Origin of the sequence: Pseudomonas sp. 2024-210 (assembly GCF_045062345.1) — a bacterium.
Taxonomy (GTDB): Bacteria; Pseudomonadota; Gammaproteobacteria; order Pseudomonadales; family Pseudomonadaceae; genus Aquipseudomonas.
On record NZ_JBJGEJ010000006.1, the window covers coordinates 186,903 to 204,306 of the forward strand.

The following is a 17,404-nucleotide window of genomic DNA, read 5'->3' on the forward strand; positions in this document are numbered from 1 at the left end:
TACAGGTACAAACGTTAGTGCTGGCTTTCGTCAACCGGCGTGCCGTCGTCGTACTGCGAAAGCCACGTCACCATGGCATCGCGGTAACGGGTAAAGCCTTTGTAATCCACCAGTTCCTGATCCAGATCGCGGATCACTCGGTGCATGCGTTTGGCCCATTGCGGGGCGAACTCGGCCAGTTGAGCGAGGCTCACCAGATAGGTGCGCACCGGGAACAACACGGCGTTGCTGCGCGGCAGGCGGTGCAGCGGTTGCAGTTCGACGCGCAGGTTGACCAGTTCACCAACGTTTTCGGCGGTGACGATGGTGCGATCCGGCGCCCAGTCCGGCAAGGTTTCAGCCGACGTTTCAAGGCGCGGGTTAACCGTGATCGACCAGTTGGTGCGGCGCACCGGGTGACCGGGTTGCAGGCGCAGCAGGAACTTCAGGGCGCGTTGCAGGATGCCCATCTCATGAAGTTTTGGCACCGGGCCATGAAACTCCATAAAGCTCATGCCCAGGTTGAAACGCAACGAGTAGTCTGCTCGCTGAGTGGCCATGCCTGCGCCCATGATCAGGGTTTCGTCGCGTTCTTCGAGCAGGATGAATTCGCCCTGGGCCTGACGGGTGATGTATTCCATCGGCTCCATCGGCAAGGTGCTGGTGTCACCGAACGTGAAGGTCTGATTGATTTGCAGCGGGCGGTTGATCCAGTGCCACTGGCTGCCGTTTTTCTCCAGGGTGAAATGCTCTGGGAAGTCACGGGAGTAGGACTCCATCAGCAACTCCAGCAAGTCCCATTGGGCTTCCATCATGTGCGGCAGCGCGGCGTAGTGAACACCGGGCTCGTTCTCCAGCGTCTGGGCGCGGTGATGGCACTCGGAGATGTAATGTTCGTCGATGTCGAATTGAGCGCGAAGGGCGCCTTGGCCGAATGGCACATGCGGTTCGACGTTCATCGAGTACATGTACTGGTCTTCCGGGTACGGGAAGGGCAAGCGGGTGACCGCTTCGCGGCTGTTGCTGTAGGTGTAGTCGCCGGAGTAGGTTTCGATTGGCTTGAAAGCAGTCATCTTTTAGTTCCTGAATTAGAGGTCTACGACCAGGCGGCTACACGTGGCGCGGGACACGCACGGCATAAATTTGCGCTGGCTGAGTTTGTCTTCTTCGCTGAGCCAGTCGTCGCGATGATCCAGTTCGCCTTCAAGCTCCAGCACTTCGGTTTCGCAGTAACCGCAGGCACCGCCCCGGCACAGGTACGGCACCTGATAACCGGCCTGCTCGGCAGCTTCCAGCAACGATTGATCGGGCGGCACTTCCAGCGTCACGCCTTGACGCGCCAGGGTGACGGTGAACGGCTGGCCGTTGGAGCCTTGTTCGACGAAGCGCTCGAAGTGCACATGGCTGTCGGTCCAGCCCAGTGCGCGGGCGCTGGCCAGGGTGTCGTCGATCATGCTGTCGGGGCCGCACGCATACACGTGGCTGCCCAGCGGGCGGTCGGTGAGGATCTGACGAATGTTCATGCGCGGGCCTTCACCCGGCACATACAGCGTGACCTTCTCGCCGTAGCGCGCTTTTAATTCCAGGCCCAGTGCGGTGTGCTCCGGGCCACGAACCGCCAAGTGCAATTCGAAATCGGCCTGTTTGAGCAGCAGTTCTTCGAGCTGCGAATACACCGGTGTGATACCCACGCCGCCCGCGATAAACACATGCTGGCGCGCATGTTTGGCCAGCGGGAACAGGTTGGCCGGCTGCAATATTTGGATCAGGTCGCCTTCGTTCAACTGGTCATGCAGGTAGCGCGAGCCACCACGACCTTCACTGACCCGGCGCACGGCGATTTGATAGGCGCTGGAGTCATATGGCGAGTTCATCAGCGAGTAGGCGTTGCGCAGGGTCTTGTCGCCGTTAGGCACCAGCACCACCACATGGCTGCCGCCGGAAAACGCCGGCAAGTGTTTGCCCTCCGGGTCGACCAGGGTAAAGCGGGTGATTTCCGGGGTCATCGCCTCGATGCGGGCAACCCGCACGCTGAGGGTTCCGTTATGGGTACTCATGTGTCCAACTCCTCGGCAGGGGGCAGTTCGCCCGGTACTTCGCCATCGGCCTTGATGCCCTGAAACGCCGCCAGGCGGCGTGAGTAATGATCACGTACAACCAGATTGAGCTGGCAGCCGGGGCAGGTGAACAGGCGTTGGGTAACGTTTTCGGTGTAGGTGTCGCAGTGCACGCACCAGACACGTCGCACCAGAGTGCCGCTGTGTTCGCGCAGCACTTCGTCGCGGTTCAGGTCTACCGCGTTGGCCGCTTGCATCGCCGTGCCGATAAAACTTTCAGAGCCGCTGAGGTACAGGCGTGTGCCCATGTGAGCGTTGCCCAACCAGGTATGCAAGGCTTTGAGCAGCGCCTGGTTGCTGTTAAAAACGTGCAGGTCATCGGCGGCGCAGTGTTGCAGCGCGCTGAAGTGGTTATGCCCGGAAAACGATTCGGTGGAGTAGAGCAACGTGCAGTTCTGGCGCTGGCTCAGGGTCATTTCCTCGAGCAGCCGCAGCATGGCCGTGCCGCCGCTGCCCTGGCCTGCGATCAGGTGGCGCAGGCCACCCTCCATGGGGCGCAGCACGTCATAGACGGGGCGGCTTTTAATGCCGGTGATAAGCATGGTTACACACCTCTTGATACGTTACCGCCACGGTGCCGTTCGGTAACAAAGGACGGCAGGTTCAGGCTCATGCGAAGTACAAAGCAGAACCTATGCCATATTTCATCTTGTTTTATATGTATTAGGTTTCGGCCCATTCCTAGCCATGTTGCTCGCTCACTGCTGCCCTTTAGCGCACAGAAAAGGTGCGATAACGGGGCGCGTGCTCGTATAAGGTGCGAATCAGTGCTTGAACATCACATGGCGCACGCAGGTGTAGTCTTCCAGTCCATACATGGACATGTCCTTGCCGTAGCCGGAGTGTTTCATGCCGCCGTGGGGCATTTCGCTGACGAGCATGAAGTGCGTATTCACCCACGTGCAGCCGTATTGCAGGCGCGAGGCGAGGCGATTGGCTCGGCCTACATCCTGTGTCCAAACCGAAGAAGCCAAGCCGTAATCCGAGTCGTTGGCGAACCCCAAGGCCTGGGCTTCGTCCGTAAATGGAGTGATCGTCACCACTGGGCCAAAGACTTCGCGCTGGACGATTTCATCGTCCTGGCGTGCGTCGGCCAGCACCGTGGGTTCAAAGAAGAAGCCCGGCCCTTCGACGCGGTTGCCGCCGGTGATGACGCGTATATGTGGCTGAGCCTTGGCCCGCTCGACAAAGCCTGCGACCCGCTCCAGATGATCGCGGGTAATCAAAGGGCCGAGTTCGGTGTCAGGATCGTCCTGCAGGCCGTGGCGAATGCTGCCCACAGCGGCCCCCAGTTTTTGCACGAATTGCTCGTAAACGCCTTCTTGCACATACAGGCGGCAGGCGGCGGTGCAGTCTTGTCCGGCATTATAAAAGCCGAAGGCGCGAATGCCTTCAACGGCGGCGTCGATGTCGGCGTCGTTAAAAATCAGCACGGGCGCTTTGCCGCCCAATTCCATGTGGGTACGTTTTACGCTGCTGGCGGTGGCGCCGATGATGCGCGCGCCGGTGGCCACTGAGCCGGTCAGGGAGACCAGTCGCACCTTGGGGTGAGTGACCAAGGGTTCGCCAACGCTCGGCCCGCGGCCGAACAGAATGTTGACCACGCCTGCGGGGAACAGCTCAGCGATGATTTCAGCCAGTTTCAAGGCGCTGAGCGGGGTTTGTTCTGACGGTTTTAGCACGACGCAGTTACCGGCGGCCAGTGCAGGTGCAAGCTTCCAGGCGACCATCATCAGCGGGTAATTCCACGGTGCGATGGAGGCCACAACGCCCAGCGGGTCGCGGCGAATCATCGAGGTGTGACCCGGCAGGTATTCACCGCCAGCCGAGCCGGACATGCAACGGCTGGCGCCGGCGAAGAAGCGAAACACATCGGCAATAGCGGGAATTTCGTCATTCAGAGCGGCTTGGTAAGGCTTGCCGCAATTGAGTGACTCCAGGCGGGCCAAGGTTTGAGCCTGTTCTTCGATCCGATCGGCCAGCTTGAGCAGCAACTGCGCGCGGTCTTTGGGGGGCGTTTGTGCCCAGCCTTCAAAGGCCTGGTCGGCGGCGAGGACGGCAGCTTCGACTTGGCACGTGCTGGCTTCGGCAATCTCCACCAGCACAGTGCCCAGCGACGGGTTGTAAACAGGTTGGCAAGTGCCTTCGCCGTCGACCAACTGGCCGTTGATCAGAAGTTTGGTTTGCATGGCGTATCCCTTGGTCAGCGTGCGGATGGAGAGTCGCAATGAAGAGAAGAGGCCAACCGACGCAGGTTGGTATCTAAAACATATGGAAACATATCTTAAAGTTTGTAGCGTGCGCAAGCTGTGCTGATATTTCGCCTATCAGGGGTGCTTCAATCGCTATAAGATACGAATCCGAACCTTTAAATGCCTCATTGCCCCACAAGGGCGGCAGTTACCCTGCAAGTCGAGGAATGTGGAGAACCGATGAGTGCCCTGAATACAGCCCGCAGTACTGCCTTTATCCGGTTACGCCAGGAAGGCCGTACCGATGAGGTCGCGAGGCGGCTGGTGGAAGCGATTGAGTTGGGATTGTTCGCCGAAGGGCAGCAACTGCCCAGCGAGAGTGAGCTTGCCTTGCAACTGGGCGTGGCGACGGTCACCTTGCGTGAAGCCCTTGTGGTGCTGCGTCAACGCGGGTTGATCGAAACCCGGCGCGGACGCAACGGCGGCAGTTTTGTCTGTGCGCCGGTGGAATTGCCCGAAACCCTGTTGTTGCAGCGCCTCAAAGACATCAGCGGTCCGGACTTGCGTGATTTGGGCGACGAGCACGTGGCCATTTCCGGCACCGCAGCACGCTTGGCGGCGCAACGCAGCTCACCCGAGCATCACGCCCGTATCGCTCAGCATATCGACGCCCTGCACAACGCTCAGACGCGGCAGGCACGGCACCGGGCAGATGCACGCTTTCACATTGAAGTGGCCGCCGCCGCGCAATCGTTGAGGTTGACCAGTGCCGAAATGCGCCTGCAATCAGAAGTGGGCGAGTTGCTGTGGCTGGACGCGATGGGCGGTAATGACGTGTCGTTGGTCGAGCAGGAGCACCGGGCGATTCTGCAAGCGCTGGTCAATAACGATGTGGTATTGGCCGGTGCGCTGGCAGAGGCGCATGTCATGCGCGGGATCAAGCGCCTGATCGGCCTGCGTCTAGAACTGCTGGCTTCAGGTGATGAAAGCGCGTGAGTCTGGCGTGGTATTTGCGTGAATGTTCGCAATGAAGTGCAAACACAGCCCTAACCTATAAAAAGAAAGCCCAAAACCTGCGTGAGGTAATGCCATGTTCGCCGCGAGTGAGAACGCTCCCCTTGGTGCCTGTATTCAGCAGCTCAACAGCACACTGGAGACAATCTTCGGTCAGGTCCGTCAGTTGGTGGATGAGACCCGTAGCCTCTGGGCGCGGGTGCTGGCGGAAGGCCGTCAACCCACGGCAAAAGACTTGGCCACACTGCGCCCCGATATCGACCGGCAGCTGCTGGCCACTGGCGCATTCGGCTGTGGGGGCGGAGTGATTCTGCAACCGGGTTGTCTGGCGGATCGCGAGATGCATCTGGAATGGTGGTATTTGGCAGATGGCGGAAAAACCATGCCCTTGCGGCCGAATTTCGACCTGCGCCGCGAGAACTTTTACGACTACACCGCCATGCCCTGGTTCAGTCGTCCGCGCAGCACGGGATCGAGCTGCGTCGAAGGTCCTTACGTTGACCTCTACGGCACCAACATGTACGTGCTGACCTTCACCGTGCCGATTGTGGTCGACGGTCGTTTTATCGGCGTGGCGGGGCTGGATTTGTCGCTGCACAACGTCGAGCGCCTGTTGATTCGCAGTTTGATGCGACTTGAACACGAAGCGGTATTGATCGCAGTGGATGGCCGCGTGATTGCGTCCAATAGCCCCAACTGGATGGTCGGGGACCTGGCCTCAAGGCTCTTGCAGCCGCTGCCTTCGCAAGGCGAGCGCCTGGCCTTGGCCGAACCGGAAGCGGGCTGGTCGCTGGTGCGTTTGCCAACGCTGCGCAAGGCCGCCTGAATCCCGTAGCAGTTGCCGAAGGCGACGTTCGGCGACGAAGTCGTCGCAAATCAGCCCTTGCGATTTAGCAGGCAGATCACAAATTCCAGTTTTACGATCGCTTCGCAATCGGACGTAGCCTTCGGCAACTGCTACGCAATTGGTGCGGCCTCTAATGGGCCAGGCAGTGATGTCTGGCCCATTTTTGGTTGTGCGCTTTGTCGTGTGCGCAATAAAAAAGATTGAATAGTCACAGTAAATGTTATTTAAATAACAAAAATAATGCGCCATCGATCACTGAATCGAGGCGTTCACAAGGTAATTATTGATGAACAAGATCGCGGTCATTGGCAGCAACATGGTGGATCTGATCACCTACATCGACCGGATGCCTGCACAGGGCGAAACCCTCGAAGCTCCCGATTTTGCCATGGGCTGTGGCGGCAAGGGGGCCAATCAGGCCGTTGCCGCTGCCAAGCTGGGCGCTGACGTGCTGATGCTGAGCAAGGTCGGCGACGATATGTTCGCCGACAACACCCTGGCTAATTTCAAGCGCTTTGGCATTGATACCCGTTATGTCGAGCGTGTGCCGGGTGTCTCCAGCGGTGTGGCTCCGATTTTTGTGAAGTGCGATTCGCACAACAGCATTCTGATCATTAAAGGCGCCAACGCTCACCTCAAGCCGGCGGATATTGATGCCGCGCAAAGCGATCTGCGCGACTGCAAGCTGATCGTCCTGCAACTCGAAATCGAGCTCGACACCGTTTACTACGCCATCGACTTTGCCAAGCGTAACGGCATTCAGGTGTTGCTCAATCCTGCACCTGCTGTGGCCGGTTTGAGCCACGCGCACTTGTCGCAGCTGGATTTCTTTATCCCCAACGAAACCGAGCTGGCACTGATCACCGGCCTGCCGGTAGACGGGCCACAGTCTGCACTCATTGCTGCGCGCCAATTGGTCGAAGAGGGCGTGCGTCACGTGATTGTCACCCTGGGTGCCAACGGCGCGTTGTACGTGGGCGAGGAAGGCGAGTTTCAGGTCGAAGGCCTCAACGTCGCAGCGCGTGATACCACGGGGGCAGGCGATGCGTTTATCGGTTGCTTTGCCCATCACTGGAGCCAGGACGGTGACATCCGCCACGCCATGACCTTGGCCGTGGCCTATTCCGCGTTTTCGGTCACCGGCCTCGGCACGCAAACCTCCTACCCGGACGCTGCCCCGTTCGCACAGTTTTTAGCGTCACTTTAAGCCGCTGCGTGAAGCCCTTCACAGAGTAGGGCGCACGCGGCATCCCTGCAGATCACGGAGAACAATAATGACAAAATCCGCGCTCCAACAAACCCCGGATGGCTATTACCTCAACCGTACGCCGTGGTTCGCGTTCCTGCTGTTGTGCAGCATTTTTGCCATGTGGGCGGCCGCTGCGGGCATGAACGATGTGCTGATCGCGCACTTCAAAAAGGCGTTCTTGCTCAGCGATTTTGAGACCGCGTTCGTGCAGTCGGCGTTTTATCTGGGCTACTTCTTTCTGGCAATTCCGGCAGCGATGGTGGTCAAACGGTTTAGCTACAAGACCACTATTTTGATCGGACTGCTGCTGTACATGGGCGGCTGCCTGCTGTTCTTTCCAGCGGCGGCCACGGCTAAGTACGGCATGTTCCTGTTGGCGCTGTTTGTGATTGCCGCGGGCCTGTCGTTTCTTGAAACGGCGTGCAACACCTACTCCACGCTCATGGGGCCCCGTGAAACCGGCACACGCCGCCTGAATATTTCGCAGACCTTCCACCCGTTCGGCGCGATGGCCGGGGTGTATGTTGGCAGTTTTGTGATGTTCAAGGACACGGACGCCACCCACGAGCAATTAACGCAAATGAGTGCGTCAGAAGCGGCGGTTGAGCAGTTGCAGATGATTCAGTCCACCTTGCTGCCCTACAAGTGGATGATCGCTGTGCTGGTGCTGATGTTTATCTTGATCGCCATCACTAAATTCCCTGCGTGCAAAGGCATTGTCAAAGACCGCGTGAAAACCAGCAGCGTGGGCCAAAGCCTGTCGCGGTTGTGGCGTAACCCGCGCTTTACCTTCGGTGTGCTGGCGCAGTTTTTGTACGTCGGTGCGCAGGTGGGTGTGTGGAGCTTCACTATTCGGCTGGCCATGCAAATGGGCGGAATGAACGAGCGCAGTGCGTCGTGGTTTTTGATCACCACGTTTGCTGCGTATTTTGTGGGCAAGCTGATTGCCAACTTTATGATGCGCAAAATGCACCCGGCCAAAGTGCTTGCCATTTATGGTGTGCTGGCCATCGTGCTGCTGGCTTACACCATTCTGGTGCCCAATATCACGGCGGTGTACGCCGCGGTGGGCGTGAGTATTTTCCTGGGGCCGTGCTGGCCGACCATTTACGGCCTGACCATTGATGGTCTGGGCGAAGACACAGGTGTGGGCGGTTCACTGTTGGTGATGAGCATTGTCGGCGGCGGTGTGATTCCAATCTTTCAGGGGCTGTTGTCTGACGCGACCCACGGCAATATGCAACTGGCCTACAGCGTGCCTTTGGTGTGCTTTGTGGTGATCGTGGCCTATGCGCTCAAATGCCTGCGTGATACCCGCACAGAGCCGTTGCCGGTGTGTGCAGTGGTGGCCTCATGAGCACGTCTGCGAAGAAGGTTACGTTGGCGTTGTTTCCGGAATTATTTGGCAGTGCAGAAAAAACACTGCTTGAGTCCTCTGATTTTCTCGTGCTGGCCTGGACCTATCCTTCGGGGGTGAAAGCGCTGGCGCTGGAAAACAATCGTGGGCGCGTTGTGGTGCTGCCGTATCAGGGCCAGATGGTGTGGTCAGCTGTGTTCGACGGCTGCAACCTGACCATGGGCAATATGTTCAGTCAGCCCCGTCCCAGCCCCACAGTACTGGGTACGTATGGCTGCTTTATGTTTCACAGCGGCTTGCTGCGCAACGGCTGCCCTTCACCGCAGGACGACCATCCGATACACGGCGAAATGCCCTGCGCGCCGATGGATAGTGCCTGGCTGGAAGTGGGAGAGGATGCAGACGGTGTGTTCTTGAGCTTGGGCGGGGAGTACGAATACGTTCAGGGGTTTGGCGATCATTATCGCGCGTGCCCCAGTGTCACGTTGCGGGCGGGAACGGCGTTGTTCGATATCGGCATGGACGTGAGTAATCTTGCTGGCAAGCCGATGGACCTGATGTACATGGCGCATATGAATTACGCCTATGTGGCGCAGGGCCAATTTTTCGAGCCGTTGGGTGTTGCGCGCACGCGTATGCGCAGCAGTGTCCCGGCGCATGTAAAACCCACACCTGCGTGGTCGGCCTATATGGCTGACTTGACCAAAGCGCCTGAACGCTTGTCGACGCTGGACAGCCCCGACCTGTACGACCCGGAAATCGTGTGCTTTTTCGATGGCGTGAAGGCAGACGGCAACGGCGATGCGCATTTTCTGCTCAAGCATCCACAAGGCGCTGCTTTTTACACGCGCTACAAGCCCGAGCAATTTGAACATGCGGCGCGCTGGGTTCTGCACAACCCTGACCAACAGGTCGCGGCATTCGTGCTGCCCGCCACGTGCGAGCCAGAAGGGTATTTGGCAGAAAAGGCCAAGGGTCATGTGCGCACGCTTGACCCCGGGCAGCGCGCGGTATTCAGCGTGACTACGGGCTATTTGTCGGCGGATGAAATGCGCCGACTGGAAGCAGATTGGTCAGCGGGTTAAATCACTACCTTGGCACCGTTTGCTTGTATCAAGTCGCGGTAGGTCTTGGGCAGTTTCTTGTCCGAGACCACCACGTGAAAGTGTTCCAGTGTCGCGAAGTGCGCTGTTTTGACGGCATCGAATTTGGTGTGGTCGGCCAACAACATGCAGTGCTGGGCTTGGCGCAAGACCTTCTGTTTGACCTCGACCTCGTTGAAGTTAAAACAGGTCACGCCCAAGGTCTGGCTGACGCCTGCGGCCGATACAAAGGCCCAGGTCAGGCGCACGTTGTCCAGGATGCTGCTTTCATCGCGATGTTCGAATACCTGATTTTTTCGGTGAAAGGTGCCGCCACACAGCACGATGCTGCAATTGGGTTTCTGCTGAAGTTTGAGCAGGACGTTGAGTGAATTGCACACCGCAGTGAACTCCAGATCGTCGGGAATGAAGTCCACGACAAAAGGAACGGTTGTGCCGCAATCGAAGAACACGGTGTCGCCCGGCTGGATAAACGCAGCGGCGAGCTTACCGATTCTCCGCTTCTCTTCGACGTGCCGTGTGCCTTGCTCGGTGAGCTTGTATTCCGCTGTTTCGGTGGGGTCGAACGCCAGCGTGATATGCCCTCCCAACAGATGAAATTTGTCCGGGTGGCGGCCCAGATCGCGGCGCAGAGTCATTTCCGAGACGTCCAGCAAGGCGGCCATTTCTCGTAAATGAATGGCCTTCTGATCATGCAGGGCTTGCTGGATCAGTTTGATGCGATCTGATTTTTTACGGTCCACAGGCATTCCGACAGTCGATTAATTGTGGTAAATAAGTAACACGAATTGTGAATTTAGCAACATAACAGGTGTGCCCTGGGGGCGTTGATGCGCTCACAGGTCATGACTCATTAAAGGATATGAAGCAATGATCAAGATTGAACCCGCAGCACTGGCCCAGTATATCGATCACACCTTGTTGGCTGCTGATGCCTCACGTGAGCAGATCGCCACATTGTGCCGTGAAGCGCAGGCGCATGGGTTTTATTCCGTGTGCGTCAATTCTGGCCAAGTGCCTTATGCGGCGCAATTGCTTGCTGGGCAGAAGGTCAAGGTGTGTGCTGTGGTGGGCTTTCCGCTGGGCGCCGGTTTAACCGCCAGCAAAGCCTTTGAAGCCGCGCAGGCGATTGCCGCTGGGGCGGGTGAAATCGATATGGTGCTCAATATCGGTGCCCTTAAAGAAGGGCTTCTGCAGGTTGTGCGTGATGACATTGAGGCCGTGAAGCAGGCGTGTGGCAGCGTGCCGCTCAAAGTCATTCTGGAAACGTGCTTGTTGGATGACGAGCAGAAAATACGCGCCTGTGAAATCTGCCGTGAGTTGAACGTAGCTTTCGTCAAAACCTCCACAGGCTTCAGTCGCAGCGGAGCTACGGTTGAAGACGTGGCGCTGATGCGCCGGGTGGTGGGTGCTGATATCGGCGTCAAGGCTTCGGGCGGTGTACGCGATTACGCGACAGCCGTGGCGATGATTGAAGCGGGTGCTACGCGGTTGGGCACCAGCTCGGGTATCTCCATTGTGACGGGCGCTCAGGCGACAGGTTCGGGCTACTGAGGTGAGTTAATCAATCTGTGGGTGGGCGTTTAAAGGCAGCTTGATTTGTGGGCAGGCGATCCGGCAGCTATCGTAATCGCCCAAAGGGTGGGTGGAATTTTTACCGTTGGTCGCGTTCCAATGCTCCACAGAAGTCTAACGCCCATGTTTTTGCCCCCAGATAGATTGACAGGAGCTTCACCATGTTCAACTCGCGTCGTTTGATTATTGCCGCAAGCGCGATGGCCTTGCTGGCTGGCTGCGCTACCCCCAACCCGTATGAGAACCAAGGTCAAGGGTCTACTGGCCTGAGCAAAACGGCTACCTACGGTGGTTTGGGCGCGTTGGCCGGTGCTGTTGCCGGTGCGGCCATCGACCACAATAACCGTGGCAAAGGCGCACTGATTGGTGCTGCGGTGGCAGGTCTTGGGGCTGCCGGTTATGGTTACTACGCAGATAAACAAGAAGCTGCATTGCGTGCCAGCATGGCCAATACCGGGGTAGAAGTTCAGCGTCAGGGCGATAACATCACGCTGGTGATGCCGGGCAATATTACCTTCGCCACCAACTCGGCGAGCATTGCTTCCAGCTTCTACCAACCGCTGAACAACCTGGCCAATTCGCTGAAGCAATTGAACAATCAACAGCAAATTCAGGTGGTGGGTTACACCGACAACACCGGCGCTTATGCCTACAACATGCAGCTTTCCCAGCAGCGTGCGCAGAGCGTAGCGACCTACCTGACGTCTCAGGGCGTGAGCGGCCAGTACCTGACGGTCAAGGGCATGGGGCCTGCGGACCCGATTGCCAGCAACGCAACGGCTGACGGTCGTGCCATGAACCGCCGCGTGCAAATCACTCTGGCGCCGATTCCGGGCATGAACTATCAGCAACCCGGAACTGTTCAGCAGTACCCTTAACGTATACGCAAACCTCGTAGCAGCTGCCCCAGGCGGCGTCCGGTTGCGAAGCAATCGTAAAACCTGAGATCGCGGTCAAACAGATAAATCGGGTTGTCATAGGTTGCGACGGCTTTGCCGCCGGATGCAGCCTTCGGCAGCGGCAGCAGATTCAATAAAAAAGCCCCGTGATCCTTGCAGATCACGGGGCTTTTTGGTGAGCGTTTAAGCCGAAGAATTACTTCTTCAAGCCGTAGTGCTCATCCAGCATGCCAGGGCCGTTTGCGCTTTTTGGCGCGTAGTCCAGTGGCGGCTCGGTGCTGTGCGGCGGGGTGATGCGCTCGCGGTGCGGTTGTGCCACGTCAGAATTCAGGGCAGCCAGCAGGCGTTGGCGAGTCAGCTCGTCCAGGGCCAAACGGTTGGCACCCTCGGCGAGATGTTCTTGCACGTCATGATGACTCTGATTGAGCTTTTTCATCAGATTGGCGGTGCTGTTGAAGTGGGTTACCACCTCACTTTGATAACTGTCAAAACGTTCCTGGATGTCGTCTAGCTGACGCTGCGTGCGGTTAGGCGCGGCATTGGGCAGCAGACGAGCAACCAGGAAACCAATGGCGACACCGGCAACCAAGGCTAGAGTCGGCAACAACCAAATTAAGAGCGAGTGTTCCACGAGTCCTTCCTCTATAAACGGCTTTGCTTTACGTTAACGGCTCGGACCTGCGCTGTATACCGCGATCCACTCGCAAATATCTCAGACAGAATCTATCAGCTAGACGAGTCGACCCACTTTGAGGTCACGGAGTTCCTTTTTGCTTATGCGTGAAACAGCGTTATTCATTGATGGCCCGGTCGGCCAGTTGGAAGCTTTATACCTTGATCACGTTGAGCCTCGCGGCCTCGCGTTGCTGTGTCATCCCAACCCGGTGCAGGGTGGGACGATGTTGAATAAAGTGGTTTCAACCCTGCAACGTACGGCCCGTGATGCCGGTTTTGTAACCTTGCGATTCAATTACCGTGGCACAGGAGCCAGCGCCGGTAGCCACGACATGGGCGCCGGTGAAGTTGACGATGCGTACGCGGCGGCCAACTGGTTGCTCGAAAAGCACCCGGGCTTACCGATCACCCTGCTGGGTTTTTCATTTGGTGGTTTTGTTGCGGCCAGCCTCGGCGGGCGTCTGGAGAAAGCAGGCGTCACGATTGAGCGCGTCTTTATGGTCGCGCCTGCCGTGATGCGTTTAGATGAGACTGACTCGCTACCCGCGCAGTGCGCGCTGACCGTGATCCAGCCTGAAACCGACGAAGTGATTGATCCCCAACTGGTTTATGACTGGTCTGAACACCTGTCACGTCCCCATGAGCTGCTGAAAGTGGCAGAATGCGGGCACTTTTTTCACGGCAAGCTGCCTGAGCTCAAAGAGTTGGTAGCGCCACGCCTTTCGAAATGATTGCAGCCTGATAAGCGATTACCCATGACCACTCGTACCCGAATTCTTACCGGTATCACCACCACCGGCACGCCGCACCTGGGCAACTACGCCGGGGCCATTCGCCCTGCGATCGTGGCCAGCCGTGATAGCAATGCCGACTCGTTCTACTTTCTGGCCGACTATCACGCCCTCATCAAATGCGATGACCCGCAGCGCATTCAGCGCTCGCGTCAGGAAATCGCCGCGACCTGGCTGGCGGCCGGGCTCGACGTTGATCGCGTGACGTTCTATCGCCAGTCAGACATTCCGGAAATTCCTGAGCTGACTTGGTTGTTGACCTGTGTGGCAGCCAAGGGCTTGCTCAACCGTGCCCACGCTTACAAAGCCTCGGTCGACAAAAACCTGGAAAACGGTGAAGACCCGGATGCAGGTATCACCATGGGGCTGTACAGCTATCCGGTGTTGATGGCGGCGGACATTCTGATGTTCAACGCCCACAAAGTGCCGGTCGGCCGCGACCAGATCCAGCACGTCGAAATGGCCCGTGATATTGGTCAGCGTTTCAATCACCTGTTTGGCAACGGCAAAGAGTTTTTCGCCATGCCGCAGGCGTTGATTGAAGAAAGCGTCGCCACGCTGCCGGGTCTTGATGGCCGCAAGATGTCCAAAAGCTACGACAACACCATTCCGTTGTTCAGCAGCGCCAAGGACATGAAAAGCGCTATCTCGCGCATAGTTACCGACTCCCGTGCACCGGGTGAGCCGAAAGACCCGGACAATTCGCACCTGTTTACCTTGTATCAAGCGTTCTCGACGCCTGAGCAAGCCGCAGAGTTCCGTAGCGAGCTGTTGCAGGGCATGGGCTGGGGTGAGGCCAAAGATCGGCTGTTCAAGCTGTTGGACAGCGAGCTGGGTGAGTCGCGCGAGCGTTACCACGAATTGATGTCGCGTCCTGCTGACATGGAAGACATCCTGTTGGCCGGTGCGCAAAAGGCCCGCAAAACAGCGACGCCCTTTCTCGCTGAGCTGCGTGAGGCGGTGGGCCTGCGTTCGTTTGTCGGCGCGGCGCAAACCACCGCTGCCAGCAAAAAGAAAGCGGCAAAAGGCCCGCGTTTTGTCAGCTTCCGTGATGAAGATGGCAGTTTCCGCTTCCGTCTACTGGCCGCCGATGGCGAGCAATTGCTGTTGTCGCGCAGTTTTGCTGATGGCAAAGCCGCCGGTCAGGTGACCAAGCAGTTGCAGAGTGGCGAGGCACTGGATATTCGCACCGATGAACTGAGCTTTAGCTTGTGGCTCAACGACAGCTGTGTGGCTGACAGCCCGGTGTTTACCGGCGCGGATGCCCGTGATGCGGCTATCGAAGCTCTGCGTGTGGCGCTGATGCCTGCGCAAGACTGAGAAAGTGCGACGTTTCGACACAGGTTTGATTGCCATTCCTCAGGGCCGTCGCTACAGTGACGGCCCGTTTTTGTTGCCTTGCTAACGAATTATGACGCCTCTAGAACGATACCAAGCAGATCTGAAACGCCCGGACTTCTTCCACGATGCTGCGCAGGAAAACGCTGTGCGTCATTTGCAGCGCCTGTACGACGACCTGGTGGCCGCTTCGCAAAGCAAGCCGGGCATGTTCGGCAAGCTGTTCGGCAAAAAAGAACGCACGCCGGTCAAAGGCCTGTATTTCTGGGGCGGTGTTGGACGGGGCAAAACCTATCTGGTTGATACCTTTTTCGACGCGTTGCCGTTCAAGGAGAAAGTGCGCACTCACTTCCACCGCTTCATGAAGCGTGTGCATGAAGAAATGCGCACGCTTCCTGGCGAAAAGAATCCGCTGACCATCATTGCCAAGCGTTTTGCCGATGAGGCGCGGGTGATCTGTTTTGACGAATTTTTTGTTTCGGACATTACCGATGCCATGATTCTGGGCACGTTGATGGAAGAGTTGTTCAAAAACGGCGTCACCCTGGTCGCGACGTCGAACATCGTGCCGGATGGTTTGTACAAAGACGGTTTGCAGCGTGCCCGCTTCTTGCCGGCCATTGCCTTGATCAAGCAGAACACTGAAATCGTCAACGTCGACAGTGGTGTCGACTACCGTTTGCGTCACCTTGAGCAGGCAGAGTTGTTCCACTTCCCGTTGAACGAGGCGTCTGAAAAGTCCCTGCACGAAAGCTTCAAGGCGCTGACGCACAATTCAACGCACGTGGTAGAAAACGATGAGTTGATCATCGAAAACCGCACGATTCGCGCGTTGCGCACATGCGATGACGTGGCCTGGTTTGATTTCCGTGAGCTGTGCGATGGCCCGCGTAGCCAGAACGACTACATCGAGCTCGGTAAAATCTTCAATGCCGTGATACTCAGCGGAGTCGAGCAAATGGACGTCAAGACGGATGACATAGCCCGTCGGTTCATCAACATGGTCGACGAATTCTACGACCGTAACGTCAAGTTGATCATTTCGGCCGAGGTGGAGCTCAAAGACCTCTACACCGGTGGACGATTGAACTTCGAGTTCCAGCGCACGCTGAGCCGTCTGCTTGAAATGCAGTCCCACGAGTACCTGACACGGGCGCACAAGCCGTAGTCAAACCTGAACAAAAAAAGGCCTGCGATTGCAGGCCTTTTTGCATTGGGTGGGGCTCAAGCCGCTTGCTGAAACTGCTGGCGGTATTGATGGGGCGAGCGTTCGGTGTGTTGGCGAAACAGTCGAGCAAAGAAGCTCGCGTCGTCGTAACCCACGTCGTAACTGATGGTTTTGATGCTTTTGCGAGTGGCCGAGAGCAGGCCTTTGGCGGTTTCAATGCGCAGTCGTTGCAGGTAGTGCAAGGGCTTGTCGCCGGTGGCGGTCTGAAAGCGGCGCATAAAGTTGCGAATGCTCATGCCGTGTTCGCGGGCCACGTCTTCAAAGCGGAATTTGTCGGCAAAATGCTCTTCGAGCCAGTGCTGAATCTGCAAGATGATCACGTCCTGATGCAGTTTTTGTCCGCCAAAACCGATTGGCCCCGTGGTGTAGTTGCGCTGCACTTCGTAGAGGATGTCGCGGGCAACGGCTTGGGCGATATTGGCACCGCAAAACCGTTCGATCAGGTAAATATAGAGGTCGCAGGCTGAGGTCGGGCCGCCCGCGCAGTAGAGGTTGTCGGCGTCGGTCAGGTGCTTGTCCTGATTGAGCTGCACCTGCGGATAGCGCTTGGCAAAGGTCGTGAAAAAGCGCCAGTACGTGGTCGCTTCCTTGCCGTCCAGCAACCCGGCTTCTGCCAGCCAGAAGGCGCCGGTAGCTTCAGCACACAACACCGCCCCGCGCTCATGCTGGGCGCGCAGCCACGGCAGGATTTGCGGGTAGCGTTGGCAGAGGGTGTCGAAGTCGTCCCAGAAGGCCGGGAGGATGATGATGTCGGTGTCTTCCAGTGCGCCATCGACGGGAATGGCTACTTCGCTAAAGCTGCTCACAGGCAACCCGTCAGGGCTGACCAGTCGGGTTTCAAAGCTGGCGGTCAGGCCCAGGCCCAACTGTTTGCCGTGCCGCAGGCTGGCCAGATGAAAAAAATCCTTGGCTTGCATCAGGGTTGAAGCAAATACCCGATCAATGGCCAATATGCTGACGCGCCGCAGGGGCGTTGAGAGTTGATTAGACATGATTTGATTATTCTTATAGGTGAAATTGGTCAACTGACGGCTGGATCG

At 57.6% G+C, this 17,404-nt stretch carries 17 protein-coding genes; 10 read left to right on the forward strand and 7 right to left on the reverse strand.

The genetic code is table 11. From position 1 onward, the window contains the following. Positions 1–14: 14 nt before the first annotated feature. The 4 genes from ACI7MX_RS11285 to ACI7MX_RS11300 form a co-directional block, all read right to left on the reverse strand. Positions 15–1,052, reverse strand: a complete 1,038-nt coding sequence (locus ACI7MX_RS11285) for a DUF3445 domain-containing protein (RefSeq protein ID WP_314489808.1) — start codon at positions 1,050–1,052, stop codon at positions 15–17. 15 nt (positions 1,053–1,067) lie between these two features. Next, positions 1,068–2,036 carry a PDR/VanB family oxidoreductase gene (locus ACI7MX_RS11290; protein ID WP_314489810.1) on the reverse strand — a complete coding sequence of 323 codons (969 nt, stop codon included), beginning with the start codon at positions 2,034–2,036 and terminating at the stop codon, positions 1,068–1,070. Continuing rightward, positions 2,033–2,638 (reverse strand): dimethylamine monooxygenase subunit DmmA family protein, encoded by a 606-nt coding sequence (locus tag ACI7MX_RS11295; RefSeq protein ID WP_405586718.1) that lies wholly within the window; start codon positions 2,636–2,638, stop codon positions 2,033–2,035. The genes ACI7MX_RS11290 and ACI7MX_RS11295 overlap by 4 nt, the downstream gene beginning before the upstream one ends. 222 nt (positions 2,639–2,860) lie before the next feature. Then, the gene (locus ACI7MX_RS11300) at positions 2,861–4,285 is read right to left on the reverse strand and encodes a gamma-aminobutyraldehyde dehydrogenase (RefSeq protein WP_314489813.1); all 1,425 of its coding nucleotides are present in this window, start codon (positions 4,283–4,285) and stop codon (positions 2,861–2,863) included. A gap of 243 nt (positions 4,286–4,528) precedes the next feature. On the opposite strand from ACI7MX_RS11300, the gene ACI7MX_RS11305 reads away from it, so the two are divergent. The 5 genes from ACI7MX_RS11305 (at position 4,529) to ACI7MX_RS11325 (ending at position 9,840) form a co-directional block, all read left to right on the forward strand. After that, on the forward strand, positions 4,529–5,284 hold the full coding sequence (locus ACI7MX_RS11305) for a FadR/GntR family transcriptional regulator (RefSeq protein WP_405586714.1): 756 nt from the start codon (positions 4,529–4,531) through the stop codon (positions 5,282–5,284). 94 nt (positions 5,285–5,378) lie between these two features. Further along, positions 5,379–6,128: a histidine kinase gene (locus ACI7MX_RS11310; RefSeq protein ID WP_405586711.1), complete on the forward strand. Its 750-nt coding sequence runs from the start codon at positions 5,379–5,381 to the stop codon at positions 6,126–6,128. A gap of 307 nt (positions 6,129–6,435) precedes the next feature. Continuing rightward, on the forward strand, positions 6,436–7,356 hold the full coding sequence (gene rbsK / locus ACI7MX_RS11315; protein ID WP_314489820.1) for a ribokinase: 921 nt from the start codon (positions 6,436–6,438) through the stop codon (positions 7,354–7,356). Positions 7,357–7,423: 67 nt separating this feature from the next. Beyond that, positions 7,424–8,755 carry an L-fucose:H+ symporter permease gene (gene fucP / locus ACI7MX_RS11320; RefSeq protein WP_314489822.1) on the forward strand — a complete coding sequence of 444 codons (1,332 nt, stop codon included), beginning with the start codon at positions 7,424–7,426 and terminating at the stop codon, positions 8,753–8,755. Then, positions 8,752–9,840 carry an aldose 1-epimerase family protein gene (locus tag ACI7MX_RS11325; protein WP_405586707.1) on the forward strand — a complete coding sequence of 363 codons (1,089 nt, stop codon included), beginning with the start codon at positions 8,752–8,754 and terminating at the stop codon, positions 9,838–9,840. The genes fucP and ACI7MX_RS11325 overlap by 4 nt, the downstream gene beginning before the upstream one ends. On the opposite strand, the gene deoR is transcribed toward ACI7MX_RS11325, so the two are convergent. After that, positions 9,837–10,607 carry a DNA-binding transcriptional repressor DeoR gene (gene deoR, locus ACI7MX_RS11330; protein ID WP_314489826.1) on the reverse strand — a complete coding sequence of 257 codons (771 nt, stop codon included), beginning with the start codon at positions 10,605–10,607 and terminating at the stop codon, positions 9,837–9,839. The two genes, ACI7MX_RS11325 and deoR, sit on opposite strands and share 4 nt — an antisense overlap. A gap of 121 nt (positions 10,608–10,728) precedes the next feature. Here deoR and deoC point away from each other — a divergent pair, with 121 nt between their 5' ends. Continuing rightward, positions 10,729–11,412, forward strand: a complete 684-nt coding sequence (gene deoC, locus ACI7MX_RS11335) for a deoxyribose-phosphate aldolase (RefSeq protein WP_405586703.1) — start codon at positions 10,729–10,731, stop codon at positions 11,410–11,412. Between the two features lie 182 nt (positions 11,413–11,594). Then, a complete protein-coding gene (locus tag ACI7MX_RS11340) occupies positions 11,595–12,311 on the forward strand; it encodes an OmpA family protein (RefSeq protein ID WP_314489831.1) in 717 nt (238 codons plus the stop codon). A gap of 217 nt (positions 12,312–12,528) precedes the next feature. Here the strand turns inward: ACI7MX_RS11340 and ACI7MX_RS11345 are convergent, their stop codons facing one another. Beyond that, positions 12,529–12,963: a ZapG family protein gene (locus tag ACI7MX_RS11345; RefSeq protein WP_314489833.1), complete on the reverse strand. Its 435-nt coding sequence runs from the start codon at positions 12,961–12,963 to the stop codon at positions 12,529–12,531. Positions 12,964–13,108: 145 nt separating this feature from the next. On the opposite strand from ACI7MX_RS11345, the gene ACI7MX_RS11350 reads away from it, so the two are divergent. From ACI7MX_RS11350 to zapE, 3 genes are all read left to right on the forward strand, one after another. Continuing rightward, positions 13,109–13,738, forward strand: coding sequence for an alpha/beta hydrolase (locus ACI7MX_RS11350; RefSeq protein ID WP_405587015.1), 630 nt, complete (start codon positions 13,109–13,111; stop codon positions 13,736–13,738). A 24-nt stretch (positions 13,739–13,762) separates the two neighbouring features. Beyond that, on the forward strand, positions 13,763–15,118 hold the full coding sequence (locus ACI7MX_RS11355; RefSeq protein WP_405586698.1) for a tryptophan--tRNA ligase: 1,356 nt from the start codon (positions 13,763–13,765) through the stop codon (positions 15,116–15,118). 91 nt (positions 15,119–15,209) lie between these two features. Continuing rightward, positions 15,210–16,304 (forward strand): cell division protein ZapE, encoded by a 1,095-nt coding sequence (gene zapE, locus ACI7MX_RS11360; RefSeq protein ID WP_405586696.1) that lies wholly within the window; start codon positions 15,210–15,212, stop codon positions 16,302–16,304. Between the two features lie 56 nt (positions 16,305–16,360). On the opposite strand, the gene ACI7MX_RS11365 is transcribed toward zapE, so the two are convergent. Next, complete coding sequence (locus tag ACI7MX_RS11365; RefSeq protein ID WP_405587012.1) at positions 16,361–17,257, reverse strand: GlxA family transcriptional regulator; 897 nt, start codon at positions 17,255–17,257, stop codon at positions 16,361–16,363. Positions 17,258–17,404 lie beyond the last annotated feature (147 nt).

What these genes read in the sequence shown, in the direction of transcription:
- ACI7MX_RS11285 (WP_314489808.1), bottom strand. Translation starts at nt 1,052, where the DNA reads ATGACTGCTTTCAAGCCAATCGAAACCTACTCCGGCGACTACACCTAC.
- ACI7MX_RS11290 (WP_314489810.1), bottom strand. Translation starts at nt 2,036, where the DNA reads ATGAGTACCCATAACGGAACCCTCAGCGTGCGGGTTGCCCGCATCGAG.
- ACI7MX_RS11295 (WP_405586718.1), bottom strand. Translation starts at nt 2,638, where the DNA reads ATGCTTATCACCGGCATTAAAAGCCGCCCCGTCTATGACGTGCTGCGC.
- ACI7MX_RS11300 (WP_314489813.1), bottom strand. Translation starts at nt 4,285, where the DNA reads ATGCAAACCAAACTTCTGATCAACGGCCAGTTGGTCGACGGCGAAGGC.
- ACI7MX_RS11305 (WP_405586714.1), top strand. Translation starts at nt 4,529, where the DNA reads ATGAGTGCCCTGAATACAGCCCGCAGTACTGCCTTTATCCGGTTACGC.
- ACI7MX_RS11310 (WP_405586711.1), top strand. Translation starts at nt 5,379, where the DNA reads ATGTTCGCCGCGAGTGAGAACGCTCCCCTTGGTGCCTGTATTCAGCAG.
- rbsK (WP_314489820.1), top strand. Translation starts at nt 6,436, where the DNA reads ATGAACAAGATCGCGGTCATTGGCAGCAACATGGTGGATCTGATCACC.
- fucP (WP_314489822.1), top strand. Translation starts at nt 7,424, where the DNA reads ATGACAAAATCCGCGCTCCAACAAACCCCGGATGGCTATTACCTCAAC.
- ACI7MX_RS11325 (WP_405586707.1), top strand. Translation starts at nt 8,752, where the DNA reads ATGAGCACGTCTGCGAAGAAGGTTACGTTGGCGTTGTTTCCGGAATTA.
- deoR (WP_314489826.1), bottom strand. Translation starts at nt 10,607, where the DNA reads ATGCCTGTGGACCGTAAAAAATCAGATCGCATCAAACTGATCCAGCAA.
- deoC (WP_405586703.1), top strand. Translation starts at nt 10,729, where the DNA reads ATGATCAAGATTGAACCCGCAGCACTGGCCCAGTATATCGATCACACC.
- ACI7MX_RS11340 (WP_314489831.1), top strand. Translation starts at nt 11,595, where the DNA reads ATGTTCAACTCGCGTCGTTTGATTATTGCCGCAAGCGCGATGGCCTTG.
- ACI7MX_RS11350 (WP_405587015.1), top strand. Translation starts at nt 13,109, where the DNA reads ATGCGTGAAACAGCGTTATTCATTGATGGCCCGGTCGGCCAGTTGGAA.
- ACI7MX_RS11355 (WP_405586698.1), top strand. Translation starts at nt 13,763, where the DNA reads ATGACCACTCGTACCCGAATTCTTACCGGTATCACCACCACCGGCACG.
- zapE (WP_405586696.1), top strand. Translation starts at nt 15,210, where the DNA reads ATGACGCCTCTAGAACGATACCAAGCAGATCTGAAACGCCCGGACTTC.